At 70.9% G+C, this 26,210-nt stretch carries 18 protein-coding genes; 6 read left to right on the top strand and 12 right to left on the bottom strand.

Annotated features, from left to right (window positions below; genetic code table 11):
- Positions 1-27: 27 nt before the first annotated feature.
- Together ACGFNP_RS06170 and ACGFNP_RS06165 are read left to right on the top strand one after the other, a co-directional pair.
- On the top strand, positions 28-435 hold the full coding sequence (locus ACGFNP_RS06170) for a nuclear transport factor 2 family protein (protein ID WP_393315414.1): 408 nt from the start codon (positions 28-30) through the stop codon (positions 433-435).
- Positions 436-695: 260 nt separating this feature from the next.
- Positions 696-1,979, top strand: a complete 1,284-nt coding sequence (locus tag ACGFNP_RS06165; RefSeq protein ID WP_393315411.1) for an MFS transporter — start codon at positions 696-698, stop codon at positions 1,977-1,979.
- Here ACGFNP_RS06165 and ACGFNP_RS06160 read toward each other — a convergent pair.
- The gene (locus ACGFNP_RS06160; protein ID WP_393315408.1) at positions 1,966-3,717 is read right to left on the bottom strand and encodes a serine/threonine-protein kinase; all 1,752 of its coding nucleotides are present in this window, start codon (positions 3,715-3,717) and stop codon (positions 1,966-1,968) included. The genes ACGFNP_RS06165 and ACGFNP_RS06160 overlap by 14 nt on opposite strands.
- A gap of 328 nt (positions 3,718-4,045) precedes the next feature.
- On the opposite strand from ACGFNP_RS06160, the gene ACGFNP_RS06155 reads away from it, so the two are divergent.
- The gene (locus ACGFNP_RS06155) at positions 4,046-5,200 is read left to right on the top strand and encodes an RtcB family protein (protein ID WP_393315405.1); all 1,155 of its coding nucleotides are present in this window, start codon (positions 4,046-4,048) and stop codon (positions 5,198-5,200) included.
- A gap of 6 nt (positions 5,201-5,206) precedes the next feature.
- Here ACGFNP_RS06155 and ACGFNP_RS06150 read toward each other — a convergent pair whose 3' ends face one another.
- The 7 genes from ACGFNP_RS06150 to zwf form a co-directional block, all read right to left on the bottom strand.
- The gene (locus ACGFNP_RS06150; RefSeq protein ID WP_358326837.1) at positions 5,207-5,587 is read right to left on the bottom strand and encodes a hypothetical protein; all 381 of its coding nucleotides are present in this window, start codon (positions 5,585-5,587) and stop codon (positions 5,207-5,209) included.
- A 68-nt stretch (positions 5,588-5,655) separates the two neighbouring features.
- Positions 5,656-8,646 carry a BTAD domain-containing putative transcriptional regulator gene (locus ACGFNP_RS06145; protein WP_393315402.1) on the bottom strand — a complete coding sequence of 997 codons (2,991 nt, stop codon included), beginning with the start codon at positions 8,644-8,646 and terminating at the stop codon, positions 5,656-5,658.
- A 135-nt stretch (positions 8,647-8,781) separates the two neighbouring features.
- Positions 8,782-14,808: a phospholipase A2 gene (locus tag ACGFNP_RS06140; RefSeq protein WP_393315399.1), complete on the bottom strand. Its 6,027-nt coding sequence runs from the start codon at positions 14,806-14,808 to the stop codon at positions 8,782-8,784.
- Positions 14,809-15,043: 235 nt separating this feature from the next.
- Complete coding sequence (gene eda / locus ACGFNP_RS06135) at positions 15,044-15,655, bottom strand: bifunctional 4-hydroxy-2-oxoglutarate aldolase/2-dehydro-3-deoxy-phosphogluconate aldolase (RefSeq protein WP_393315396.1); 612 nt, start codon at positions 15,653-15,655, stop codon at positions 15,044-15,046.
- Between the two features lie 13 nt (positions 15,656-15,668).
- Positions 15,669-16,673, bottom strand: a complete 1,005-nt coding sequence (gene glk / locus ACGFNP_RS06130; protein WP_393315393.1) for a glucokinase — start codon at positions 16,671-16,673, stop codon at positions 15,669-15,671.
- Between the two features lie 76 nt (positions 16,674-16,749).
- A complete protein-coding gene (gene edd / locus ACGFNP_RS06125) occupies positions 16,750-18,690 on the bottom strand; it encodes a phosphogluconate dehydratase (RefSeq protein ID WP_358326843.1) in 1,941 nt (646 codons plus the stop codon).
- A 58-nt stretch (positions 18,691-18,748) separates the two neighbouring features.
- Complete coding sequence (zwf, locus tag ACGFNP_RS06120) at positions 18,749-20,224, bottom strand: glucose-6-phosphate dehydrogenase (RefSeq protein ID WP_358326845.1); 1,476 nt, start codon at positions 20,222-20,224, stop codon at positions 18,749-18,751.
- Positions 20,225-20,366: 142 nt separating this feature from the next.
- On the opposite strand from zwf, the gene ACGFNP_RS06115 reads away from it, so the two are divergent.
- The gene (locus tag ACGFNP_RS06115; protein WP_358326847.1) at positions 20,367-21,557 is read left to right on the top strand and encodes an ROK family transcriptional regulator; all 1,191 of its coding nucleotides are present in this window, start codon (positions 20,367-20,369) and stop codon (positions 21,555-21,557) included.
- A gap of 45 nt (positions 21,558-21,602) precedes the next feature.
- On the opposite strand, the gene ACGFNP_RS06110 is transcribed toward ACGFNP_RS06115, so the two are convergent.
- Both ACGFNP_RS06110 and ACGFNP_RS06105 read right to left on the bottom strand, forming a co-directional pair.
- Positions 21,603-22,115 (bottom strand): hypothetical protein, encoded by a 513-nt coding sequence (locus ACGFNP_RS06110; protein ID WP_393315389.1) that lies wholly within the window; start codon positions 22,113-22,115, stop codon positions 21,603-21,605.
- Positions 22,116-22,204: 89 nt separating this feature from the next.
- On the bottom strand, positions 22,205-22,906 hold the full coding sequence (locus tag ACGFNP_RS06105) for a DUF2470 domain-containing protein (RefSeq protein WP_393315386.1): 702 nt from the start codon (positions 22,904-22,906) through the stop codon (positions 22,205-22,207).
- A 76-nt stretch (positions 22,907-22,982) separates the two neighbouring features.
- Here ACGFNP_RS06105 and rpsD point away from each other — a divergent pair, with 76 nt between their 5' ends.
- Both rpsD and ACGFNP_RS06095 read left to right on the top strand, forming a co-directional pair.
- The gene (rpsD, locus tag ACGFNP_RS06100; RefSeq protein ID WP_358327083.1) at positions 22,983-23,597 is read left to right on the top strand and encodes a 30S ribosomal protein S4; all 615 of its coding nucleotides are present in this window, start codon (positions 22,983-22,985) and stop codon (positions 23,595-23,597) included.
- A gap of 2 nt (positions 23,598-23,599) precedes the next feature.
- Complete coding sequence (locus ACGFNP_RS06095) at positions 23,600-24,811, top strand: low temperature requirement protein A (RefSeq protein WP_358326852.1); 1,212 nt, start codon at positions 23,600-23,602, stop codon at positions 24,809-24,811.
- Here the strand turns inward: ACGFNP_RS06095 and ACGFNP_RS06090 are convergent.
- Both ACGFNP_RS06090 and ACGFNP_RS06085 read right to left on the bottom strand, forming a co-directional pair.
- The gene (locus ACGFNP_RS06090; RefSeq protein WP_358326854.1) at positions 24,808-25,599 is read right to left on the bottom strand and encodes an ion transporter; all 792 of its coding nucleotides are present in this window, start codon (positions 25,597-25,599) and stop codon (positions 24,808-24,810) included. The two genes, ACGFNP_RS06095 and ACGFNP_RS06090, sit on opposite strands and share 4 nt — an antisense overlap.
- Before the next feature lie 54 nt (positions 25,600-25,653).
- On the bottom strand, positions 25,654-26,130 hold the full coding sequence (locus tag ACGFNP_RS06085; protein WP_358326855.1) for a nitroreductase family deazaflavin-dependent oxidoreductase: 477 nt from the start codon (positions 26,128-26,130) through the stop codon (positions 25,654-25,656).
- Positions 26,131-26,210 lie beyond the last annotated feature (80 nt).

Raw genomic sequence — 26,210 nt, 5'->3', positions numbered from 1 at the left:
GCCCAGCCAGTGACAGGAGAATGAGCCATGCCCCCCACCGCATCGCCCGCACAGAACGTCTTCGACACCTACGTCACGACCTTCGCCACCCGCGACGTGGACGCGATCGTCGCACTGCACTCGCCCGCGACCCAGTTCTGGCTGCACAACGGCGAGCAGCCGGTCCACGGCCGGTCCGCACTTCGCGACACCTTCGCCGCCATGTTCGCCCAGTGGCCGGAGATGGGATTCGACGTCCACCGGACGATCATCGGCGACCGCCACTGGGTGCTCGAGTGGGCGCTCACCGCTGTCCTCGCCGACCCCGACGGCAACCGACGTCCGATCCGCTTCGACTGCCTCGACGTGGTCACACTCGACGAGAACGGGCTGGTCGAACGGAAGGACACCTTCATCGACCTTCCCCAAGCCCAGGCCGCGCTCACCGCCGCATAGGCGGTCGGACGGCTGCCGGAAAGCCCGAGTTGCGGCGACGAGACCGTAACGCGGTTCCTCGCAGGCGGCTTCCGACACCAGAAAGACACCACTTGTCGCTAACGATCTGACAAATCCCGTGTTCGTGTCCCGTGAGCCGGGTAGGCATCGCGCAAGCCGGGTGGCGTGTGAGCCGGATCACACTGGGAGTCCCGGTCCGGGCTGAGGAGGCGCAGGTGACGCACGATCACGGGTTACCAGCGGCGGAGTATCAATCCCAGGTGAGGAAGGCAGCGACGGCGAGCGTCGTCGGTACTGCCATCGAGTGGTATGACTTCTTTCTCTATGGCACGGCCGCGGCGACCGTATTCGCCGACGTCTTCTTCCCCAAGTCCAGCCCGTACGCGGGCACCCTGTCGGCCTTCGCCACGTACGCGGTCGGCTTCGCAGCCCGGCCGGTAGGCGCGGCGATCTTCGGGCACTGGGGCGACCGCATCGGGCGTAAGGCCACGCTCATCATCACCCTCGTCATGATGGGCGTCTCAAGCGCGCTCATCGGCGTGCTGCCCAGCACCGACTCGATCGGCGTGGCCGCGCCGGTCCTGCTGGTCGTCCTGCGCATTCTGCAAGGGATCGCGGTCGGCGGCGAGTGGAGCGGCTCGGTGCTGCTGTCGATGGAGTGGGGCAACCAGCGCAGACGCGGCCTGATGGCGAGCTGGCCGCAGGTCGGCGTGCCCATCGGCCTCATACTCGGCACGGGCGCGATGTCGCTGGTGGCCCTGGCGGCGGGCGACGCGTTCAAGGACTGGGGCTGGCGGATTCCGTTCCTGGCCAGTCTCGTGCTGGTCGCCGTCGGTCTGTGGGTGCGGCTGCGGGTCATGGAGACGCCGCTGTTCGCGCGGCTCCTGGAGACCAGGCAGGTGGCCAAGCTGCCGGTCGTCGAGGTCCTCAAGAAGCATCCCAAGGAGGTCGTGCTCAGCGCGCTTCTGCGCGTTTCCGAGCAGATGCCGTTCTACCTCTACACGACATTCGTGATCACCTACATCACGGCCCCGCACATCGGGATGTCGCGCACGTTCGCGTTCGCCGCCGTCAGCGCCGCGGCGGCCGTCGAGCTCTTCGCGATCCCGTACTTCGGGCACCTCAGCGATCGAATAGGCCGCCGCAGGATCTACCTCATCGGGGCCGCGCTGCTGGCGGTGATCGCCTTCCCCTACTATGCCCTGCTCAACACCGGCATCGCCGTCGTCATCCTGCTCACCATGATGATCACGCAACTCCAGCACTCCATGGAGTACGGCCCGCAGGCGGCGCTCATCGCGGAGAGCTTCCCGACCGGTCTGCGGTACGGCGGAGCCGGGCTGGGATACCAGCTGGCCTCGGTCATCGCGGGCGGGCCGGCACCGCTGATCGCCACCTGGCTGCTGCACGACTACGGCTGGCAGGCCATCTCCGTGTTCATGATCATCGGTGCGGCGATCGGCTTCGCCGCGACGCTCGCACTGCCCGACCGTTCGAGGATCGACATCTCCGACCCCGCCGCCTACGGCTCTAGTCGAGCCTGACCCGCACCCCGGTGCTCAGGCCGGAGTCGTGCAGCTCCAGCCCCGCGGGCTGGGCCTCCTTCGGCAGCTCGAACAGCAGCGCGCCGCTGAAGGACTGGCCCGGCCCGATGCGGACCGGTGTGACCTCCGAGCCCGCTTTGTCGAGCAGCTTGATGCCGCCGTGTAAGGCATCGTCCTCGTCGAGCAGTTTCTGCTGGCCCGGGTAGAGGACCCGGGCCTCCTGGCCGATGTTGTCGACCTTGACGCTCACCTGGCAGGTGCGCTGCTTCGCGCCCTTTGCGGGTTTGGGGCACTTGGTGCCCGTCACCGCGAACTTCAGCTTGCCGTCCTGCACCGGGCTGTCCGCGCCGACCGCGTCGGGCGACCTGAGCGCCCACGTCAGTACGGCCAGCAGCAACACCAGCAGCACGATGGCCACCACGATGGCGGTCAGGCAACTGGCGAACACGCTCCTCTTCGGCTTCGGCTTGGCCGGGAACGCCGGACCCCTCGGTCCGGGCTGCAGCGGCACCTGCCCCGTCTGATGGGCGGAAAGCGGCACCTGGCCTGTCTGCTGAGGAGACAGGGGTGCCTGGCGGGGTGGTGGCGGCGCCTGGGCGGCCGGACGGGGCACCGGCCCGCGTCCCGGCAGCGGCCCCGGGCCGGTCCGCTGATGAGCCTGAGGCTGGTGGGCTTGCGGCTGGTGGGGCTGGGCCTGGTGGGCCTGGTGGGCCTGCGGCTGGTGCGTCTGCGACGGGTGGGGCTGAGGCGGGTGCACCTGTGGCTGACGGGCCTGCGGCGGCGGGGTCCAGCCCGGCGGCGCCGGGCGTACCTGCGGATTGTGCGGGAACTCGGCCAGCGGCGGGAACTCCGACGGATTCCACGAGCTGCTGAGGTGGCGCGTCGCGGCGAGCTGGGCGGCCGGCTCGTCGGCCGCGCCGACGAGTTCGAGCAGGAGCTGCTTGGCCGCGGGGCGGCGCGCGGGGTCGGGATGGATGGCCGCGGCCACCAGCCGGTCGAGCGGCGCGGGCAGGCCGCGCAGGTCGGGCGGGGCGGTGCGGGCACGAGCCGCCATGACGTAGGCGTCGCCCTCGCCGAACGGGTGGCCGCCGAGCCCGGCGTAGGCGATCAGCGACCCCCACGCGAACACGTCGCCCGCCGGGCTGGTGCGGCCCTCGAAGACCTGCTCGGGAGCGATCCAACCGGGCGTGCCCATCACCATGCCCGCGTTGGTGTGGCGGGAGGAGACGTGGGTCGAGCGGGCCAGCCCGAAGTCGATCACCCGGGGGCCGCCCAGTGTCAGCATCACGTTCGCCGGCTTGAGGTCGCGGTGCACCAGGCCGACGGCGTGGATCGCGGTCAGCGCCGCCGCCACGCCCACGGCCGCCGAGTGCAGCACGGACGGCGTCAGCGGGCCGTGCTCGATCAGGTGGTCCTCGAGGGAGATGCCCTCGATGTACTCGGTGACCAGGTAGAGGACCCCGTCGTGCTCGCCGTGGTCCAGGACCCGGGCCGTACAGAACGAGGCGACCTTGCGGGCGTTGGACACCTCTTCGTGGAAGCGCGCCCGGTAGACCGGGTCGGCTGTGTAGTCGCGGCGGATCGCCTTGAGCGCGACCTGTACGCCGTCGGCGGCCTTGGCCAGATAGACGGTGCCCATGCCGCCTGAGCCAAGGCGGCTGATCAGCTCATAGGGGCCGATCGCCGGCGGGTCGTCCGACGTCAGCGGAGTGCCTGCGGAGCGCCCCTGCTGCCCCAACGTCGCTGTCCTCTCGCCTTCGTTGCCGCGTTGCCTCAACCGATGCGATCCTCCGCCCGGCATGCCCGTTCCCCAAGACTCTAACGGAGGAACGGGCTGCCTGGTGGCGACTGAGTTTGGACGGGTTGTGGCACCTTTGTAGCGGAACGCGCGGTGCGGCGCGTGCAGGCCCTCTGGTGCCCACTCGATGCGCTCGGCCTCCCATGCCTCGGTGGGCGCGGTCGTGTCCGGCTCGATGTGCTTCATAAAACCCGCACTCGATAAAATGATTGGGAATTCTTCGCTGGTCCCGCCAAACTGATCACGAACCAGTGAGGAGATTTCTTTCATGCCGAACCAGCCCGCACCGAACCTGCTGTCGTGGGCCAGCGAGATCGACGAAGGCGCGATCGCGCAGGCCGCACGCACTGCCCGCCTGCCATTCGTTTCCGGTCACGTCGCTCTCATGCCCGACGCGCATATCGGCATCGGTGCCACAGTCGGTTCGGTGATTCCCACGGAAAACGCCATCATTCCCGCCGCCGTCGGTGTGGACATCGGCTGCGGCATGGTGGCCACGGAAACGACGCTCACGGCCTCGGACCTGCCCGACACCCTGGCCGCCCTCATGCCGATGGTGGAGCACCGCATCCCCGCCGGCGTCGGCAAGGGCCACCAGGACCCGTCGACGGACCGCGCCCTCGGCGACCTCGGGCTTCCTTACACCGACCTGAACCCCAGGCAGACCAGGAAGGTGGCCGACCAGTTCGGCACCCTCGGTTCCGGCAACCACTTCGTCGAGGTCTGCCTCGACGAGCGTGACCGGGTGTGGACGGTGCTGCACTCGGGTTCGCGCGGCGTCGGCAACCAGCTCGCCACGATGCACATCGTCGGCGCCAAGAAGCTGATGAAGAAGCAGGCCACCAGCCTGGAGGACCCGGACCTCGCCTACCTCGTCCAGAGCACGCCGGAGTTCACCGCGTACATCGAGGACATGCTGTGGGCGCAGCGCTACGCCATGGCCTCGCGGGCCCGGATGGACAAGGTTCTGATCAACGCCCTGTTCCGGGTCGTGGGCAAGGGCGAGCGGGTCCGTACGATCAACTGCCACCACAACTTCACGCAGCAGGAGTCCCACTACGGCAAGTCCCTCTGGATCACCCGTAAGGGAGCCATCAAGGCCGACACGGGAGATGAAGGAGTGATCCCCGGCTCGATGGGCACGTGCTCGTACATCGTGCGCGGTCGCGGAAATCCCGAGTCGTACAACTCCTGCTCCCATGGCGCGGGCCGCCGCATGTCTCGGACAAAGGCGAAGCGGGAACTGTCGGCGACCTCTCTCACCGCGGCCATGAGCGGCCGGATCTGGAATGCGGACAGAGCCGCCGCACTGGTGGACGAGCATCCCGCGGCGTACAAATCCATCGACCAGGTAATGGCCGACCAAAAGGACCTGGTGGAAATTCAGCACACCCTCCACCAGATTTTCAATTACAAGGGTTGATGCCCTTTATCCGCGCGCCCTGACGACCAGCGAGGTCGTCAGGGCGGCGACCAGGGGAATGAGCGTGAGGCCGACCAGGTACAGCAGCCCGACCGGCCAGAGCCCCTGCCCGCCTTCCCGGAGTTCCTTGATCACGGCCGGGGCGAAGGAGACATAGAACGGAGCGGCGGCCACCAGCCCCCACAGCACGCCCACTTGAGGGACGAACCAACCGGCCAGACCGGCCAGGACCGCCAGGACGAGGAAGGCGGGCAGCAGGTAGGGCGAGTCGAAGAAGTCACGGGGGGCGTCGGCGGAGGCCACGGGCGAGGTGGCGATACAGATGGCTACGGCGACGGATCCCGCGATGACGAGGATCAGGGCCCAGGCGATGACGGAACGGGACATGTGACTCCCAAAGAGGTGTGAAGTCCATCCTGATCACCGACGGACCTTCCCGGCATCGGCCCTCGTACTCATCCCGCCTGAGTAGATCCGGAGAGAGCGTCCGCCTCCTGACGGGCCGCGGCGGCTGCCGGGAGGTCACCGGCGGCGGTGTAGGCGTCGGCGAGGCCGGCCAGCGCGCCGGCCAGGAACTCCTGCCACCCCCGTGTGCGCCAGAGCCGGACCGACTCCTCCAGATGGATGACCGCCTCGTCGATCCTGCCCTCCGCCAGGTCCACCTCGCCGAGCACCCAGAGCGCGTCGGCCCGGTGGTGGGCCAGGCGATGGGAGCTGCTCAGCAGCTCGGCCGCCTCGGCCGCGGCCCGCGCCCTCGGGTCATGGTGTCCGGCATAGAGCTTGGCCAGCGCGACCAGGCCCATCGCCTCCAGCAGCGGATCGCGGATCTGCCGGTAGATGGCCAGGGCCCTGACCAGGTAGTCCAGCCCGGTCTCGAACTCCTTCGCATGGGCGTGCGCCAGGCCCAGGAACTGCAGGGTCGTGGCCTCGAAGCGCGGATTGCCGAGCTGCTCGGCCAGTTCCAGGCCGCGCAGCAGGTGCGGGATGGCCATCTTGATGTTCCGGGTCCCGTGCGCCACCGCCATGCACACGTGCGCCCTGGCCTGCCCGCCCCGGTGGCCGCTGCCCTCCGCCAGGCTCAGCGCGATCTGCCCCGAGCGCAGGCCCTCCGCCGTGTCGCCTCTGGCCGCCTCACCCCAGGCGCGCAGCACGTACGCGTCGGACAGCCCCCGCTCCTCGCCCAGCTCGGCGAACAGGGCGATCAGCTGCTCGGCCCCCTCGTACTGCGCGGCCATGGCCGCGCCACCGGTCTCCGTCCACGTGGTGGCGTGCATGAGCCCGCGCCGGATCATCGCCTCGCCGAGCCGGTCGCCCGTCGTGAGGCAGACCTCCAGGACCCGCTCGTGCAGCCCGCGCCAGTCGTCGAACAGGCCGCACACGTCGAAATAACGCTCCACGCAGCAGGCCGTGTCCCAGGCGACCTCGGACAGGCCCAGCGAGCACGCCTGGCGGATCGCCGCGACCAGCGCCGCCCGCTCGGTGTCGAACCAGGCCGTCGGATCCTGTACGGCCGGCGGCTCCCACGGGGCGCCGTCGGGGGAGTTCCAGCGCGGGGCGGTGCCGTGGATGATGGCCGAGGTGGTGCCCGGCAGGCGTTCCGTGGCGCGTTCGGACAGCGCGAGCCAGGCCCCGAAGGCTCTGCTCAGGGCCGCGGCCACGGCCGCCGGCTCCTCTTCGAGCTCGCCGCGCTCGCGGGCGTACAGGCGGACGAGGTCGTGGAAGCGGTAGCGGGGCTGCCCGGCCGGATCCATCCCGCTGATCAGCACGAGCTGCGTGTCCACCAGCACCTCGACCAGCTCCTCACCGGCCGCCACGGGAAGGTCGAGCAGCGCCCCGGCCACCCAGCCGGCGAAGTCGGGCACCTCCAGCGAGCCGAGCAGCCGGAACGCCCGGCGCGCGGCGGGGTCGAGCCCCACATAGCTGAGCGCCAGGCTGGCCCGGACGGCCAGGTCGCCGGTGGCGAACTGGTCGAGCCGCCGCCGCTCGTCGGTGAGCTGCCCGGCCAGGCGGGTCAGCGGCCAGCGCGGCCGGGCGACGAGCCGGGCGCCGGCCACCCGGACGGCCAGGGGGATGCCGTCCGACAGCCGGACGAGTTCGGCCGCCGCCTCCGGCTCCGCGGACACCCGGCCGGGCCCGACGATCCGGGAGAGCAGCTGGACGCCCTGGTCGAAGTGGAGCACCGACAGCTCGACCACCGCCGCGCCGGACAGCCCGGTCAGCCGGGTCCTGCTGGTGATGATGACGGCGCAGCCGGACGTACCCGGGAACAGCGGGCGGACCTGCTGTTCGGAGGCGGCGTTGTCGAGCACGATGAGCATCCGGCGGTCCGCGAGGCGGCTCCGGAAGACCGCGGCCCGCTCCTCGACGGTCTCCGGCAGGGTGGGGCGCGGCACGCCGAGCGCGGTGAGGAAGGCCGCCAGCACCTGGCCGGGGTCGGCGGGGGAGGACTCCGCGCCGTGCAGGTTCGTGTGGAGCTGGCCGTCGGGGTAGTGCCGGGCGATCAGATGGGCCGCGTGTACGGCCAGCGTCGTCTTGCCGACCCCGCCCATCCCCGCGATGACGCATACACGCACCGGGCCCGGCCCCGGCGGCGGCCCGTCGCCGAGGAGATCGGTCAGCTCGGCGAGCTGCTCGACCCTGCCGGTGAAGTCCGAGATGTCGGCCGGCAGTTGCGCAGGACACCGGTCACCCGATGGAGCGGGGGCGGAGTCGGCGGGCAGGGCGCCGGTGAGGATGGCCTGGTGCAGATGACGGAGTTCGGCGCCGGGATCGAGACCGAGTTCGGTGGCGAAGACCCTGCGGGCGTCGCGGTAGGTGGCCAGCGCCTCCGCCTGGCGGCCCGACCTGGCCAGAGCGAGCATGAGCTGCCTGCGCGGCCGTTCCCTCAGGGGGTGCTCGCCGACGAGCCCACTCAGCTCGGCGACGAGCGCGGCGTGCATGCCGCGGGCCAGGTCCGCCTCGACCCGGTTCTCCAGCGCGGTCAGCCGCTCCTCCTCCAGCCGGTGCGCGTGGTCGCTGAGTGCGGTGGTGAGGTTCAGCTCCGCGTACGCGGGACCGCGCCACAGGTCCAGCGCCCGCTTGAGCAGCTCGGCGGCCCGTTCGTGGTCTCCGGCGGACAGGGCGATCCTGCCCTGCTCGGCCAGGGTCTCGAACCTGTCCGCGTCGAGCTCGCCCGGATGGAGGGCGAGCACGTAGCCGGTGCCGGTGCGGGTGATCCGGTCGCGGCCCAGCGTCCTGCGGAGTTGGTGCACGTAAAGCCGGAGGTTGTCCGCCGCGGTCCGGGGCGGGCTCTGGCCCCAGAGCGCCTCGATGAGCGTGGCGGTGGAGACGGCGCGTCCCGGGTGACAGAGGAGTTCGGCGAGCAGAGCGCGCTGCTTGCCCGCGCCGAGTGGTAGCGGCTGGTCATCGGCCGAGATGTGAAGCGGCCCCAGAACGGCGAACTCCATCGCGCTCCCGGACAAGACTGAAGTGCACAAAGAAGATCAAAGTCGCTTAAATGTGCACGATGGTTCTTGGCCCGTCAACCCATGGAACGCCGACACCGGCGGGAGCCAGGCTCCCGCCGGTGCCGATCCTGGGCGTCAGCCGAAGGCGAGCACCGCGAGGAAGTAGTTGTACGCGATGGACCTACAGGTTCCCTTCCAGAAGTAATGGGAGCAGACGCCCCAGTAGAGGACGTAGTAGAAGATGTAGTCCACCTGGTACTTGCTGTGGACGTATCCCATGTTGCGCAGGGCGTAGCCGTAATCGTGCATCATGCACGCCTGCCGGAAGTCGTACCCGAGCGGCTTGTCGGGGGCCTTGGTGCAGTAGTCGTAGTACACGCCGCGGACCCACCAGCCCGCCGGGGTCTTCTTCCAGTGCACGTACCGCCAGCTGCCGTGGTAGTAGGCGTAGTTGACGCCGCAGTGGTTGAAGGCGAAGTGCCAGAAGTTCGTGCACCAGTACCACTTCTTGCCGTCCAGGTCGGCGTTCGACGTGGGTGACTGGGCGGCGTAGTCGTAGGCGTTCGCGCTGCCGCCGTCCACCGGATCGGTCTGCAGGAAGCGCCCCAGCTTGGGCTGGTAGAGCCGGACGCCCATGAGGATGGTGCCGTCAGGGGTGTCGGTGGCCCGCTCGGCCGCGCCGTGCCAGCCGTACCTCGTCGAGGGCTGCCCCGCGCGCGGGTTGCCGAACTCGTCGAAGTCCAGCGCCATCGGGACGCCGCCGGCCACCGTGTACACCACGTTGATGTCGTCGTGCAGGTTGGTCAGTTGCAGCCGGACGTCGCCGGTCGCCGACGTGATCGCCGACAGGCCGCCCGAGATGGAGTGGACGTTCCTGGTGATGGCTCCGGAGGTGGTGTCCTCCACGATCCACGCCGGCGTGTCGTCGTCGGCGTCGAAGTGCTCGACCCGCTTGCCGGCGCTGCTCCAGACTCCGCCGCTCTGCTGCTCCAGCGTGGTGGTGTCGCGCCGGAGTTGCGGGTCGAGCGTGTACGACTGCCGCACCGAGCCCGAGGTCATCGACTTGACCAGGTCGGTGTTGTAGTAGTCCACCGTCAGCCCCGCGGGCGTCGCCGTGGTGCGGCCGTAGGCGTCGTAGGTGTAGCCCGGGTCGGCCAGCCGGTCCCCGCCGTCGTAGGCGTGGTTCTCGGTGACGGACCCGGAACCGTCACAGCCGCTGCTGGTCAGCGAGGTCCTGTTGGAGTTGGCGTCGTACCCGTACGCCCGCCGCGCGCAGACCCCGCTCACGGTGTCGTCCACCGAGCCGATCCGGCCCAGCTTGTCGTAGGCGATCTTCTGAGCCGACATCCCGTTGTGCGTGACCTGCTGGCCGTGGACCGACCAGGTCACCGAGTCGTCGATCAGCTTCACACCGGCGGCGTTCTGGTACACGCGCGAGGTCGGCGCGCCCGACGGGTCCCTGGTGAGGCTGTAGGAGACGCCTCCGGGCAGGCTCTCGCGGACGATGGAGCCGTCCACGTTGTAGGCGGCGGTGAACGTGCCCGCGACCGAGTCGGTCATCGAGGTGAGCACGCCCCTGGGGTCGGCGGTGGTGTCGTAGACGTAGGTCACCGTGGACGGCGCGGTGTCGGTCTTCTTGGTCACCCGGTCGAGCGCGTCGTACTCCACCCGGGTCACGCCGCCGTCGGCGTCGGTGTAGGACGTCTGGCGGCCCAGCGCGTCGTACTCGCGCTTGATCACGGTCCCGTTGGACGCGGTGGTCTGCACCGCGCGCCCGGCCGAGTCGTAGATCGCGGTCACCTCGGGCACGGCCGTGCCCACACCGCCGGTGACCGTGACCTTCGCGATCTCGCCCGCGACGTTGTACGTGGTGGTGGTCGTCCTGGTGATCCCGTTCGCGGTCTCGGTCACCCCGGTCACCCGGCCGCCGGGCTCGTAGGTGTAGACCTTCGTGACCAACTCGGCGGGCCTGGAGCCGCTGTCGGAGACGGCCGTCTTCGACTTGGTGCGGCACAGCAGCCCGGCCCACTCGGCCTTGCCGCCGCAGGTGCCCGAGCCGTCGGCGGAGTAGTACTCGCTGGTGGTGGTGCCGGCGTCGTCGCCCGACGACTTCGGCATGGTGGCGGTGATCACCCTGCCTTCGGAGTCGTAGCCGGTCGTCTTGGTGATCGCCAGGCCGCCGGGGTCCTGGACGGTCTTGAGGCTCTTGCCGGTGGCCCAGTCGTAGGTGGTCTTGCTCACCCTCAGGTCGGTGTCGGCCGCGCTGCCGGGCACCGAGGCGCCGACGGTCACGGTGGTGGTGAGGTTCGCCACCTTGGCGTCCGCGGGCCGCCCCTCGTCGAAGGTGTTGACCGTGTGCTTCCTGGCGGCGACCTGAGCGCCGTTCAGCGTGATCAGGTGCAGCGGGCCCAGTTCGGACTCCATGCGCTGGCCGTCGGCGCTGTAGACGGACTGCTCGGCCAGCAGCCGGGCCCGCTCCGCCGTCGGCGTGTTGAGCAGGCCGAGCCGGCCCAGGTCGGTGCCCGCCGACGAGCCCTGGCCCATGGCCAGCGCCAGGTTGCCCGCCGAGAGCGAGAGCACGGTGTTGCCCTGCGCGTCGTACTGGCTCACGGACACGCCGCCGCCCGGCTCCACACGGTCGACCGTCTGCCCCGAGGCGTTGAGGTAGGTGATCGTGGCGCGGCCGTAGTCGGAGGCGGCCAGGCCGCCGCGGCCGGTGTGGTTGGCGGGCACCTGGTCGACCGGGAAGATCGCGGTCGCGTCGGTGGGCGCGTCACTCTGGCCCCAGGCCGCGGTGGCGGCCTCGGTCAGCGTGTACGGCGCGCCGGCCCCGCCGGTCGGGACGTCGTAGACCACCGAGGTGGTCGCGGTGCCGTTCGTCTCGCTCGGTGTCCCCGGGCGCAGCGTCGGCCTGGAGGCGCTGAGCAGCATCCCGTCGGCGGCGGTGTCGGTGTTGCCGGCCTTGCCGTAGGTGAAGGTCCACGGCAGCTCGCCGGGCGGGGAGTACCGGTTCACCCGGCCGCCGAGGTCGTAGTCGTAGCGGGTCTTGATGTCGGGGGTGTTGGGGTTCCACTGCTCGCGCAGGCGGCCCAGGTCGTCGTAGCGGTACTCGGCCAGGCCCTGGGGCGCGCTCGCCCCGCCCTCCCAGAGGCTGATCTGCTTGACCTGGCCGGCCACGTCGCCGAGCTGGGCGCCCGCGGTCGTCGTGGTGGCGTACGTCAGCCTGATCAGCCGGCAGCCCTGGGGCAGCCCGGCGAGGGTGTCCACGTCGCAGTCGCCCTGCGAGGCGACCGACCAGGACGGAGCGATGATCTTGAGCGGCCTGGCCAGCGCCTTGCCGTCGGTGCCGGTCACCGACTCCCAGACGAAGGCCGTGCTGCTCTTGCCGCTCGCCGGATAGACGGCGCGGACCAGGTAGGCCGTCGCGTCGGTGGTCACCTTGGCGAAGACCGTCCGCTCCGCGGAGTTGGTGTCGGCCAGGGTGTAGCGGTCGGTCGTCGCGTCGTAGGTCAGTTTCAGGTTGGCGGCGTCGGGCTGCGCGGCGAAGGAGCCGTCGGTGTTCTTGGTGAACGCCACCGACGAGCCCTCGCCGCTGAGCTCGACGGAGGTGGGGGAGGTGAGGCGGAGCTGGGCGAAGGTGCCCTGCCCCGACTGGGCGAGCCCGGTCGGCGTCCACTCGGTGCCGAAGATGGCCGCGACCCCCGGCAGCGAGGAGCCCTTGCGCGGGTCCCGCGAGGAGAAGGAGCGCATGAGCCCGACACCGAACACGTTGGCGTCGGTGGCCGCCATCCTGAAGTCACCGGTGAGCACGTTGACCGAGCCCGGCCCGACGGGCTGGCTGGAGGCGCCCTCCGCGTCGCGGTCGACGATCAGCTCGACGGGCTGGGACGCGGCCGTTCCCGAGGAGGCGGTGAACTCGGCCCTGATCTGGATCACGCCGTCCTCGGTGAGCGTGTGGGTGGCGTCCCAGAGCAGCTCGGGGGAGACACCGGAGGCCATCGCCACCGGCCAGGTGATCGCCGAACCGTCGGCCTTCTTCCGCACGTCCGCGGCGGGAACCTGGTGCCAGTCGTCGGCCTCGCCGCGCCGGTAGGCGAACGTGACCGCGGTCAGCCCGCTGCTGCCCTCGGCGGTCAGCACCGTACGGCGGGCGGTCGAGCCGCCGTCCTTCGGGGAGGTGACGGCCGAGCGGCCGACGTTGAAGGCGTAGGTCGTGGCGTCGGACAGATTGCCCGCCTTGTCCTTCACCCAGGCCTGCAACGTGTGCGGACCGTCGGCGGCCGGGGTCCAGCTCACCGTGTACGGCGTGCCGGAGTTCGCGGCCGACTGCTGGGCGGCGCCGTCGAAGGACCAGACCACGGCCGACACATCGGTGCCGGTCGGCGTGATGGTGAACTGGCCCGCCTGGCCGGAGCCCTTCGCCCACGCGTCCTCGGGATAGTCGGCGGAGGAGACGTCAGGGGCGGGCGGCGGGGCCGCGTCCACGGTGAAGGTGAACCAGCTGGACCACGCGCTGTAGTCGGTGGCGTCGTAGAAGCGGACCCGCCAGTGGTAGGTGGTGTTGGCCAGGGCCGTACCCACCTTCCACGAGGCCGTGGCTCCGGAGGCGACGCCCGAGACGGAGCCGCCGGTGACCTTGGTCGCGTGGTCGGGCGTCCACACCTCGAAGTCGGCCCGCTGCGCCTGCGCGTCCGTGTCACTGACCTTGGCCGACAGCGTCGGCTGCGCGGACGACACCAGCGCGGGGCTGGCGCAGGTCGTGCAGGGCGCGATCGCCAGGCTCGACGGCGTGGCCGGGATCGTGTTGTAGGTGATGGAGACGTTCGGGTTGTTCGCGAACCGCTTCCAGTAGTAGTTGTCCGTCTCGCTGCCCGCCTTCACCATGAACGTGATGGACGTGCCGCCGGCGGTCACGATGCTCTGCAGGGCGCTGGTCACGTCCCAGCCGATCCAGGCCGCGGGGCAGGACGAAGCCCCGCCGGCGCCGCTGGACGACCAGCCGTAGGCGACGTTCTTCGCGCCGATGGACAGGTTGGAGGCCGGCTGGTTGTTCCACGTGGTGGACGAGGTCACCGCGGCGGTCCGGTGCAGCTCGACGTTCCTGGCCGAGCAGGACCAGGCCCAGGTCTCCTTGATGTTGAAGGTCGCGGAGATGATGTGCTTGCCCGTGCCCAGCCCCGACAGGCTCATGTTGAAGAACGAGCGCCGCTTGTAACCGCCGGAGTCGGCGGTGCCGGCCGTGGCGTCGTTGCCGGAGTTGTAGTAGGAGCTGGTCGGGTACGCCGAGTCGACGTACGTCCAGGCCGACTTGGCGGCGGTGAAACTCGGGTCGATCGTCACGGGGAAGACCGTGGCGGGATCGGCCAGCAGGGCGGCGTCCGGGACGACCTCGATGGCGCGGCCGGACAGCTTCACGTCCATCCTGGCGCGCTTGCCCGCCCGCGCGGCGATGGCCGGGGTGGCGGGGTTGCGCGTCATGGCGGTCTCGGTGGCGGCGTCCCACATCTCGGGTGCCGAGGAGGCGAACACCGGCTCGCCCTTGGCATCGACGATCATGACATTGCCGGATTTATCGGCTTTTGAGGTGCCATGCTTCAGGGCGGTGGCGAACTTCAGCGTCTTCAGCTTGGGATCGGCGGCGGCTTCGCGGCTCTTGACGACGAGCTTCTCGGCGAACCCGTCCACATCGGCGGTGAGCACCAGGTCGACGCCGGGCAGCACCTCGGGGTAGGTGGCGCTCGCGCCGTTCAGCACCGGCTTGGGCAGGGCGCCGAGGGGCGAGCCCAGGCTCAGCTCGGTGCCCTTCTCGGTGGCGGTGACCAGTGGGCCCGCGCCGCCGCCCGAGAAGCTGTAGGCGAGGGAGGCGGCCTTCGGCGTGACCGACCCGTCCGGGTTCGCGACCAGTGTCGAGTCGGCCGCCACCCACTGCTCGCCCCGCTTCACCCGGACCGGGCGGTAGCGGTGGTCCTGGGTGACGGTGCCGTTGGGATTGAGGAAGTACTCGTCGGTCTCGGACGTGAGCGACGTCGCCTTGATCCGCTTGCCGCAGACCTGGGCGGCCAGGCGGGCGGAGATCTCGGTCGGCATCTCGTCGGGACAGGCGGCGGCCGGAGCCGGCGCCTTGGCCGAGACGGGCTCCGCCCCGGCCGGGAGCGATATCACGGCACTGGATGTCAGTAGCAGGGCGACGAGGGGCGGTAACGCGATGAGCCCCCCAGGTTTGTTGAACACCGTCTACCTCCGCTGCAACGCGATGAGCCAGTCGGGCTCAGGCTGATCAGCGGTTGTATAGGTGCCGTATAGAACGCGTTGGGGGCATGGGGCGCGGCGGCCGCTCGCCATCGGCGGCCTCGGCAGGACGCCGCCATCGGTGGGCGGCGGCCTCGGTGGGGCGCCGCTAGCGGAGGGCGGCCGCCTCGGCGGCGAGCTTCTCCACGCGGCCCCAGTCGCCCGCCGCCAGGGCGTCGGCCGGGGTCAGCCAGGTGCCGCCGACGCAGCCGACGTTCGGCAGCGCGAGGTAGTCGGGCGCGGTGGCCGGCCTGATGCCGCCGGTCGGACAGAACCGCACGTCCGGCAGCGGTCCCGCCAGCGCCTTCAGGTACGGTACGCCGCCCGCGGGCTCGGCCGGGAAGAACTTCAGCTCCTTCAGACCCCGCTCGGCCAGCGCCATCACCTCGGTGGCGGTAGCCGCGCCCGGCAGGTACGGGAGCCCGCTCGCCGCCATCGCGTCGGCCAGCGCCAGCGTCGTCCCTGGCGATACCAGGAACTTCGCCCCAGCCGTCAAACACGCCGCAATATCATCAGAAGTCCGGATTGTCCCGGCGCCGACCACGGCCTCCGGCACCTCGGCGGCGATCCTGGCGATGGCCTCCAGCGCGTCAGCCGTACGCAAGGTCACCTCGATGACCGGCAGACCGCCCGCGACCAGCGCCCGCGCCAGCGGCACGGCCGTCTCCACGTCGTCGATCACCACGACCGGGATCACGGGGGCGAGATCGAGCAGGCTCATGAAAGTTCTCTCCTCATCTTTGGCCTATCGGGGGAAGCTCAATACGCTCGCGCGCGGACCCCAACTCCCTTGTCGCGCGCTGCGCCAGCCAGGCGGCGGCGCCCGTCAGCGCCGGTTGCGGGGCGACGATGAGCGTGGTCGCGATGGCCGACAGGTAGCCGGCCATGTCCGGGTTGTCGGCGAATCTGGCGCGGAAGTCGCTGGTACGCACACGCTCCACGATACGGGGCAGCACTCCGCCGCCGAGATAGACGCCACCCCTGGCACCGAGGGTCAGCGCCACGTTCCCGGCGAAACTCCCCAGCATTCCGCAGAACACCTCGACCGTCTCCGCGCACAGCGAGTCGTCCATCCGCGCCACGATGTCGGAGACCGACAGGCCGGGCGGATTGACGCCGTTGACCTCGGCGAGCGCCCGGTGCAGCCGTACCAGGCCCGGTCCCGACAGGACGTGCTCGGCCACCACGTGGTCCAGGCCCCCGGCGTGGAGCGCGCGGACGATCTCCCGTTCCCGGTCGTCGAACACCGGCACCGTGACGTGCCCGCCCTCGCCGGGGACCGGCGTCCAGCCGCCGTCGGCGGGCACCAGCCCGGCGACACCGAGCCCGGTGCCGGGGCCGAGCACGGCCTTGACGCCGTGGGCGGGTTCCGGGCCGCCCAGGGACGCCAGGTCGCCGGGCTCCAGATGAGGCAGCGACACGGCCAGCGCCTCGAAGTCGTTCAGCAGCACCGCGTACGGCAGGCCGAGGTCGCTCGCCGAGCCGCTCCAGGCCGAGTTCGTCAGCGTGTAGCGGTCACCGTCGACGGGCCCCGCCACGGCCAGGCACGCCGCCCCCGGCCGCACTCCGCCCGCGTGTTCCGCGAGGTAGGCGGCTACGGCTTCCGGGAGGGTGTCGTAGTCGGCCCCCGCCAGGACCGCGACGTGCGACGGCCGCGCCCCCGGCGAGGTGACCAGCCCGAACCGGGCGTTGGTACCCCCGATGTCGGCGACCAGCCACGGCAGATCGAACGCGCTCACGGCGCACTGTCCGACGAGCGGAACGCGGCGTGTGGAACGTGTCGTGCGGTGTGCTCATACGGCGTCTGGAACGCGGTCATCCCGCGACGCCCGCGGGCTGGCCGAGCGGGGTGCCGGACTCCAGGTGGGAGGCGCCCGCCTCGGCGGGGAAGCCCAGGCCGGGGCCGTGGTCCGGGGACTCGGCGCCGCTGATGCCGAAGATCCCCGCGCCCTGCTCCGCGTGCCCCGCCATGCGGCGGAACGTCGCGAACAGCTCGCGCCCCGTCCCCACCCACTGCGCGTCGCTCAGCGGCCGGCCGCCGGGCGTGCGCCGGGCCAGTTCCTCGGCCGGGACCAGCACTTCCAGCGTCCCCGCCGCCGAGTCGAGCCTGATCACGTCGCCCTCGCGGACCAGCGCGATCGGCCCCCCGTCCGCCGCCTCGGGCGACAGGTGGATGGCCGCGGGCACCTTGCCGGACGCGCCGGACATGCGGCCGTCGGTCACGATCGCCACCCGCTGCCCCCGATCGAGCAGCACGGCCAGCGGCGGCGTGAGCTTGTGCAGCTCGGGCATGCCGTTGGCGCTCGGCCCCTGGTAGCGGATGACCGCCACGAAGTCCTGCCCGTCCAGCTCGCCCGCCTCGAACGCGCGCAGCAGGTCGAGCTGGTCGTCGAACACCTTGGCCGGAGCCTCGATCACCAGGTGCTCGGCCTTGACCGCCGACACCTTGCTGACGGCCCGGCCCAGGTTGCCCTCGAGCATGTGGATGCCGCCGTCGGCGGCGAACGGCGCGGCCACCGGCCGCAGCACGTCGAGGTCGGCGCTGCCGTCGGACAGCTCCGACCAGGTCAGCTTCCCGTCGGCCAGCGTCGGAGCCGAACGGTAGTGGTCGAGGCCGCGCCCCGCCACGGTCAGCACGTCGGCGTGCAGCAGACCCTCGTCCAGCAGGTCGCCGATGAGCACCTGCATGCCGCCGGCGTCGCGGAAGTGGTTCACGTCCGCCTGGCCGTTCGGGTAGATCTTGGTCAGCGACGGCACGGCCTTCGACAGGCAGGCCAGGTCGTCCCAGGTGAGCACGATGCCCGCGGCGGCGGCCATGGCGACCAGGTGCAGCGTGTGGTTGGTGGAGCCGCCGGTGGCCAGCAGCGCCACGCAGGCGTTCACGATCGACTTCTCGTCGACCAGTTCGCCGACCGGGGTGTACTCGGGGCCGTGCGCGGTGATCTCCACCGCGCGGCGCCCGGCCGCCTCGGTCAGCGCGTGCCGCAGCTCGGTGTGCGGGTTGACGAACGTCGAGCCGGGCAGATGCAGCCCCATGACCTCCATCAGCGCCTGGTTGGAGTTGGCGGTGCCGTAGAAGGTGCAGGTGCCGGGGGAGTGGTACGACTTGGCCTCGGCGTCGAGCAGCTCGTCGCGGCCCACCTTGCCCTCGGCGAAGAGCTGCCGGGTGCGTGCCTTGACCTTGTTCGGCAGTCCCGAGGTCATCGGGCCGGCGGGCACGAAGATCGCGGGCAGGTGCCCGAAGTGCAGCGCCCCGATCAGCAGGCCCGGCACGATCTTGTCGCAGACGCCCAGCAGCAGCGACGCGTCGAACATGTCATGCGACAGCGCGATCGCGGCCGCCATGGCGATCACGTCGCGGCTGTAGAGCGACAGCTCCATGCCGGCGCGGCCCTGCGTGATGCCGTCGCACATCGCGGGCACGCCGCCCGCCACCTGCGCGACGCCGCCGGCCGCGCGCACCGCCGCCTTCAGCTCGGCCGGGTAGGTCTCGTACGGCTGGTGGGCGGAGAGCATGTCGTTGTAGCTGGTCACGATCGCCACGCCGGGCTTGGCCGTACCCATCAGGAGGGGCTTGTCGGCGGCGGGCGCGGCGGCGAAGCCGTGGGCCAGGTTCGCGCAGCCGAGGTGCGCGCGCGCCGGGCCCTTGGCGCGGGCGGCCTCCCCGTCGCGCCGGATCCGCGCCAGGTAGACGGCGCGGCTGGCCTGGCTGCGTTCGGTGATCCTGTCGGTGATCTCCTGGATGACGGGGTTCACAGACCCTCCTTCGTCGGGTCCTCAAACCCAGAATCGCGGTGTTCGGTGGGGCGCTCGCTCACGCCTGGTCCTCTTCGTGCCACACGCGCCCGCTGCGGGCGAGCAGTTCGTGGGCGCCCGCGGGGCCGGTGGACCCGGCGGGGTAGGGCTCGGGCAGCTCGGCCGACGACTCCCAGGAGGCCAGGATCGGGTCGATCCACTGCCAGGCGGCGGCCACCTCGTCACGCCGCATGAACAGCGTCGGGTTGCCCGCCAGCACGTCCGTGAGCAGCCGTTCGTAGGCCTCGGGTACGCGCGTGGTGAACGTCTTGCCGAAGCTGAGGCTCAGCGGCACCGGCTTCAGCGCCACCTCGCCCGCTCCCGGCTCCTTGGCCATGATGTGCAGCTCGATGCCCTCTTCCGGCTGCAACCGCAGGACGAGGCGGTTCGGCGAGCCACCCGGGAAAATGGAGTGCGGCACGTCCTTGAACTGCACCACGATCTCCGACGCCCGGCGCGGCAGCCGCTTGCCGGTGCGCAGGTAGAACGGCACCCCGGCCCACCGCCAGTTCTTGACCTCGGCGCGGATCGCGGTGAACGTCTCCACCCGGCGCGAGGCCTCGGTGGGCGCGGTGGAGCCGGGCTCGTCCAGGTAACCGGGCATCCCGTCCGCCTCGGTGTACTGGCCGCGCACGGTGAAGCGGTCGACCTCGGTGCCGGTGATGGGCCGCAGCGCCTGGAGCACCTTCACCTTCTCGTCGCGGATCGCCTCGCGGTCGTTGCGGGCCGGCGGCTCCATCGCGGTCATGCAGAGGAGCTGGAGCAGGTGGTTCTGCACCATGTCGCGCAGCGCGCCGGCCTGGTCGTAGTAGCCGCGCCGGCCGGGGGTGCCGACGGTCTCGGCGGCGGTGATCTGCACGTGGTCGATCCAGAGGGAGTTCCAGATCGGCTCAAGGAAGGCATTGGCGAAGCGGAGCACGAGCAGGTTCTGCACGGTCTCCTTGCCCAGGTAATGGTCGATACGGAAGATCTGCGCCTCGTCGAAGATGGCGCCGACCTCCTCGTTGATCCGCTGCGCGCTGGCCAGGTCGCGGCCGAGCGGCTTCTCCAGCACCACCCGGGAACTCGGCGTCACCAGGCCGGCCTTGTCCAGCTCGCGGCAGAACGGGCCGAACGTCATCGGCGGGCTGGCCAGGTAGAACACCCGGTCGCGCTGCTCGTGCCCGCCCAGCAGCGCGGTCAGCGCGCTCCAGCCGGACCGGTTCTCGCCGCCCACGTCGACGGACACGTGGTGCAGGCGGCCGAGGAAGCGCTGCCACGCGCCCGGGTCGGCCGGGACCTGGTCGCGTACCTCGGCGTCCACCTTGCCGCGGAAGTCCTCGTCGGTCAGCCCGCCCCTGGACATGGCGATGATCCGCGTCTCGGGGGAGAGGCGGCCCTCCACGTCGCTGTGGTACAGCGCCGGGAGCAGTTTGCGCATGGACAGGTCGCCGGTTCCGCCGAAGACGACGAGGTCAGCGGTGTAAGCGGCGGTGGGAGCTGAGGTGGGGGACACGGCTGGGAACTCCGATGATCAACCAAGCAGGGACAGAACGGACACTAGCCAGAGTTGCGTACCTATGCAAGCGTAGTTTTGCTATTTGAGATGCAAAAGTCATGACTTTTCATTACCTAACCTCCTGTGATTCACTTGGCGGATGCCTCGACGTACCGCCGCGACCCTTGCCACGAGTGGCGAGGTGCTCCGCCTCATCCGCACCGGTGAGGCGGTGACACGGGCGGACCTCGGCCGGGTGACCGGCCTGTCCCGACCCGCGGTGCAACTGCGCGTCGGCGAGCTGCTCGACCGCGGCCTGGTCGTGGAGCGGGCCGACGCGCCGTCCACCGGTGGCCGGCCGCCGGTCCGGCTGGAGTTCAACGCCTCAGGCGGCGTGGTGCTCGTGGCCGCCCTGGGCGCCAGTCGTACGCGGGTGGCGGTCTGCGACCTCGCGGGCCGTGAGCTGGTGGGCCGCGACTTCGCCATCGACGTCGAGCAGGGCCCCGACGTGGTGCTGCCGCTCGTCATGGACACCTGGGACGAGCTGCTCGGCGACCGGCCGCGCTCGCTGCTGCGTGGTGTGGGCATGGGCGTGCCCGCCACGGTCGAGTTCGCGCAGGGACGCACGGAGAGCGCCAGGGTGATGGCCTCGTGGACGGGCGTGGTGATCCCGCCGCTGGTCCACGAGCGCTTCCCGGTGCCCGTACTGATCGACAACGACGTCAACCTGCTGGCCATCGGCGAGCACCGGGGCGCCTACCCCGAGCTCGGCGACCTGATGTTCGTCAAGGTGTCCACCCGGATCGGCGCGGGCGTCATCGCGGGCGGTGAGATCCTGCGGGGCGCGCTCGGCGCGGCGGGCGAGATCGGGCACATCCCGGTACGCGAGGGCGGCGGCGTGCTCTGCCGCTGCGGCAACACCGACTGCGTCGACTCCGTCGCCAGCGGCACCGCGCTGCTGCGCGACCTGCGGGCCGCGGGCAAGGACGTCAAGACCATCGCCGACGTGACCACCCTGGTGCGCGCCGGAGACGCCGAGACGATGGCGATCGTCCGCGAGGCGGGCCGCCGGATCGGCGAGGTCCTGGCCAGCGCCGTCAACATCCTCAACCCGGCGGTCCTGGTGCTCGGCGGCGACGTGGCCGAGGCGTTCGGGCCGCTGGTGTCGAGCATCCGCGAGGTCGTCTACCGCCGCTCCACCGCGCTGGCCACCCGCCGGCTTCGCATCGAGCCCAGCAGGCTGGGGGCCGGGGCGGGCATCAGCGGGTGCGCGGTCATGGTCCTCGACCACGTGCTCTCGCCCGACGCCGTCGACGACAGCATGACCACCCGCCTCAAGATCAGCTCCTGACGGTCAGCGCCGGACGAAACTGCCGCGGCTTGGACGACGAGGGCGTCAAGGGCGCTTGCCGGGCCAGGGTTTCCTCGTCTTGCGCGGCGGCGGGCTCTGGCTCTGGGGAGTGCTGCTCGGCGTCGGAGTGCGCCCCGTGGCCGCCTCGGACAGTACGGGTCCCGGGGTGGGCCTGGCGCCGCGATGGGGCGACGGAGCCGGTGACAGGCCGCTGCTGGGGCTCACGCGGGTGCCGGTGGGCCGGGAGGAGGTGGGGGTGGCCGTCGGCGTGGCCTTGACGGTCTTCCTGGCGTGGAGAGTCGGCGCGGGCTCCGCGGAGGGCTGCGTGGTGCGGACCGGACGCGTGACCGGGACGCGGTAGCGGGCCAGCTTCGACTCGATCACCCCCGGCTCGCGCCCGCGCGGGCCCGGGTGGCCGTGGTCGGGCAGGCCGGCCAGAGTGAGCTGCGTGCCGGTGAAGGCGCCGCCGACCAGGATCGCCGCGATGGCCAGCATCAGGCAGCCGGCCAGTAATCCGGCGACCATCAGAATCCGCCTGCGCCGCTCCGTATGATCCACAGGCGCCGATGATAGTGATCCGGCGCCCGGTCCCGGGTGACTCCCAGCGAATCGTGATCAAGTTCCCGTGGCGTCCGGATCCGTGACGATCAGCACGCGCACAGCAGGCCGCGCAGCGCGGTCTCCAGGCAGAGCGCGGTGTGCGCGGGCGTCGGCCAGGGGAAGCGCAGGAGCTGGTCGTCCACGCGGACTGTCGCGCCGTAGCGGTCCAGCTCCCACAGCCACACGTCACCGGCGTCCTCGCCCAGGGCCTTGGACACCCCGCCCGCGAGCTGGGCCCGGTGCGAGTCGTTGATGTGGGCCAGCACGCGCTCGGCGGTGGCGGCCAGCGGATCGGGGGCGGCTTCGAGGTAGTCGTCGGCGTCCAGCACCCCGGAGTCGCGCCCGGTCAGGTACACCACCTGGCCGATGTCGAGCCGCAGCAGCCGGGGCGCGTCCGGCCGGCCGTACCTCTCCAGCGCGTCGAACAGGGCCTCGTCGGCCGTGTGCGCCGCGACCGCGACGGCGGCCCCGCGCGCGTCACTCTCGGGTACGGCCTGCGCCCACCCCTGCACCTCGATCAGCCCGCGGGGATGCTCCACCTTGCCGAGCACGCGCATGGCGGTCAGGTTCACCGCCACGACGGCGTCGTCGCGCAGCCCGTGCAGCGTCTCACCCGGCCGCACCAGCAGCACCGGGCGGCCACGCTCGTCGACCCCGCCGCGGGCGGGCGAGGGGGTGCCGTCGACGGACAGCCGGGCGACGCTCGCCGACGCGGCGAGGGTGCGGATCCGCTCGGGGATCGTGAGCATGGCGCCTCCTTGAGATCACAGCTAGCAGTAGGTTAGCCTTGCCTAAGTAAGGACTACCTAACCACATGAGGTGAACGTGCGCTACACCGGTCCGAAGGTGCGACTGTCACGTCGCGCGGGCGTCCCGCTGACCAAGAAGGCCGTCCGCTATTTCGAGCAGCGCCCCTACCCGCCGGGCGAGCACGGCCGCAAGACCAACCGCCGCACCACCGGCGACTACGGGCTGCGGCTGCTGGAGAAGCAGAAGCTGCGCTGGTACTACGACGTGTCGGAGCGGCAGCTGCGCCGCTACTGGGACCTCGCCCTGCGCAAGCCGGGCGCGTCGGGCGCCGAGCTGGTCACGCTGCTGGAGAGCCGCCTGGCCTCCCTGGTGCTGCGCGCCGGGCTGGCGCCGTCGATCTACGCGGCCAGGCAGTACGTCAACCACGGCCACATCGCCGTCGACGGTCGCAAGGTCGACATCCCGAGCTATCTGGTCAAGCCCGGCCAGGTCGTCAGCGTGCGGCAGCGCTCGCGCGGGATGCAGCCGTTCGTGGCCGCCAAGGAGGGCGTGCACGCCGACGAGCGGATCGCGCCCTATCTCTCCGTCGACCACTCTGATCTGCGGTTCACGCTGGTCAGCAGGCCCCTGCGCGAGCAGATCATCGTCCCGGTGGACGAGCAGCTGGTCGTGGAGTTCTATTCTCGTTAGCCGTGAGTGATGCGGGTGAGCGGCACGCCAGCTGGCTGGAATTGTTCTTCGACCTCGTCGTGGTGGTGGCGGTCGCGCAGCTGGCGCACCGCCTCCAGCATCCGACCTGGGGCGACGTGGCGTTATTCGCCATCCTCTACTACGCGGTGTGGAGCATCTGGACGTCCCTGACGCTCTACTCGAACGTCCGCGCCGAGAAGACGCACCTGCGCAGCATGCTGATCGGGATGTTCGGCATCGCGGTCATGGCGGCGGCGGCCCCCGACGTCGCGCACGCGATCCCCGGTGTCGGCACCCACGACCAGTGGTTCATCGCCGCCTACGTCACCTGCCGGATCAGCGCCTCCCGGTCGATCCAGGCGGCCGGCACGGTGATGACCTCCTGGCCCGCGGCCCAGCTCGGCGCGGGCCTCACGCCCTGGATCGCCTCGCTCGGGATGCAGGACGAGTGGCGCTACTACCTGTGGGGCATCGGCATCGCGCTCGACATCGTCTTCTCCATCGCGCAGAGCCGGCGGCCGGAACGCCTGGTCAACGAGCTCAAGGCGCAGGCGGAGCGGCTCAGGGCGCGCGAGCTGCGCCGGGCCGCCAGGGCCGGGCGCCTCCTGGAGGCGCGCTATCTGGAGGACCCGAAGGCCGCCGTGCTCGACCCCGGGCACCTGGGCGAGCGGCTCGGGCTGTTCGTCATCATCGTGCTGGGCGAGGCGGTCATGCAGGTCGTGATGGCCTCCTCGGGGCTCAGCTGGGACCGGTACCTCGGCCTGGCCGCCGTGGCCGGGTTCGGGCTCATCGTGTCGCTGTGGTGGCTCACCCTCCAGTACGGCCTGAGCGCCGTGCCCGAGATCCACGAGCGGGGGCTCAAGCCGTTCGTCGCGCTGCCCGCGCACTACGCCATGACGGCGGGCATCATCGCGACGGCGGCGGGGCTCGGCGCGGTGGCCGCCAAGCCCGCCGAGCACCTGCACGGCGGCGTCCAGTGGGTGCTGTGCGGCGGCCTGGCCGTCTACTTCGCCGCCTCCACCGTGCTCGGCCTGGCCAGCGGCGCCGGGCGCCGCTGGATCTGGGGCTGGGCCGTACCCTCGATCGTGCTGCCGCCGGCGATCGCCGGGCTCGCGGGGCTGGTGCCTGCGTGGAGCGTGGTGGCGCTGCTGCTGACCGTCACCCTCTGGCGGGTGGCCTACAAGCCCAAGGCGGCCGCCGGGCAGCCCGCCTAGTCGAGCACCCTCTGCTCGCGCAGCTCGGCGATCTCTTTGCGGAGCGCCGTCAGCTCGGCCAGGATCAGCTCGGTCGAGCCCGCGTTGTCGTCCTGCTGCTCCGCGCGCTCGGCGGCCGACTCCTCGTCCATCGCGCTCACCACGACGGCCATGAACAGGTTGAGCACGACGAACGTGCAGACCAGGATGAAGATCGTGAAGAAGACCCAGGCGCTGGGGTGGTTCCGCATCACCTCTCTCGCGATGTTGCCCCAGTCGTCGCCCGTCATCGTCTGGTAGAGGGTGAACAGCGAGGTGGGCAGGCTGCCGAAGCGGGTCGGCGCCGTGTCCCCGTACAACTTGGTGGCCATGACGGCGGCCACGTACAGGACCAGGGAGAGCAGCAGCACGATCGAGCTCATGCCGGGCATCGCGCGCAGCAGGGCCGAGACGACCCGGCGCAGGCTGGGCACCACCGACAGCAGGCGCAGCGCCCGCAGGATGCGCAGCGAGCGCAGGACCGACAGGCCGCCCGCGAAGGGGGCCAGGGCGACCCCCACGATGACGGTGTCGAAGATGTTCCACGGATCGCGCAGGAAGCGCGACCGCTCGACGTAGATCTTCGCGAGCAGTTCGGCCACGAAGACGTAGAGCGCCACATGATCGACCGCGGTCAGCAGGTGACCGTAGTGCTCGACCACGGCGGGCACGGTTTCGAGGCCGAGTGTGGCCGCGTTGAGCACGATGACGCCGACGATGAACTGCTGGAAGCGGGGGTGCTCAATGAAGGCTCGGGTGCGTTCACGCACGGGCAGGGGCTCCTCAAGATGGAAAAGTTGCCCCACCATGATGACGCAGGCTGATCAGCGCGCCGGCGTCAGGCGGAAGACCCGCAGCTCCCGTCCGGACTTCTCCGTGTAGCGGTCGAAGAGCGGCCACCGCTCGATCAGGGACGGCCACGCGGCCTCCCGCTCGGCGCCCGTCAGCAGTGCGGCGGTGACGGGGAACTCGTGGCCCCTGAAGCTCACCGTGGCCGTGGGCGTCTTGAGCAGGTTGCCGCTCCACGCCGGGTGGTGTGCCTGGCCGAAGTTGCTGCCCACCACCAGGAGGGTGCCGTCGGGCTCGGGCAGGCAGGCGAGCGGCGAGCTGCGCGGCAGGCCGGACTTGGCGCCCGTGGTGACCAGGACCAGCGTGGGGATGACCGGGTTGTTGCTGAGCAGTCGTCCCCGGGTGAGCCGGTGCACGGTCCGATCGAGCTGCGGCATGAACTTGGGGCCGGCTCTCATGAACCACTCGGCCGCCGCCAGCCGTTGTAGGAAGAGCCTCAGAACCCGGAGCATGCGGCGAGTGTAGCAAGCGTTTGGTCAACTGCGACCCAGGGCCGGCCTGTGGTATAAAAAGCGGCTGAAACGATAAGCGG

The sequence above is a fragment of the Nonomuraea sp. NPDC049269 genome (assembly GCF_043197155.1).
Classification (GTDB): Bacteria; Actinomycetota; Actinomycetes; order Streptosporangiales; family Streptosporangiaceae; genus Nonomuraea.
Note: the sequence above shows the minus strand (reverse complement) of the source record. Positions and strands in the feature narration are given on the sequence as shown.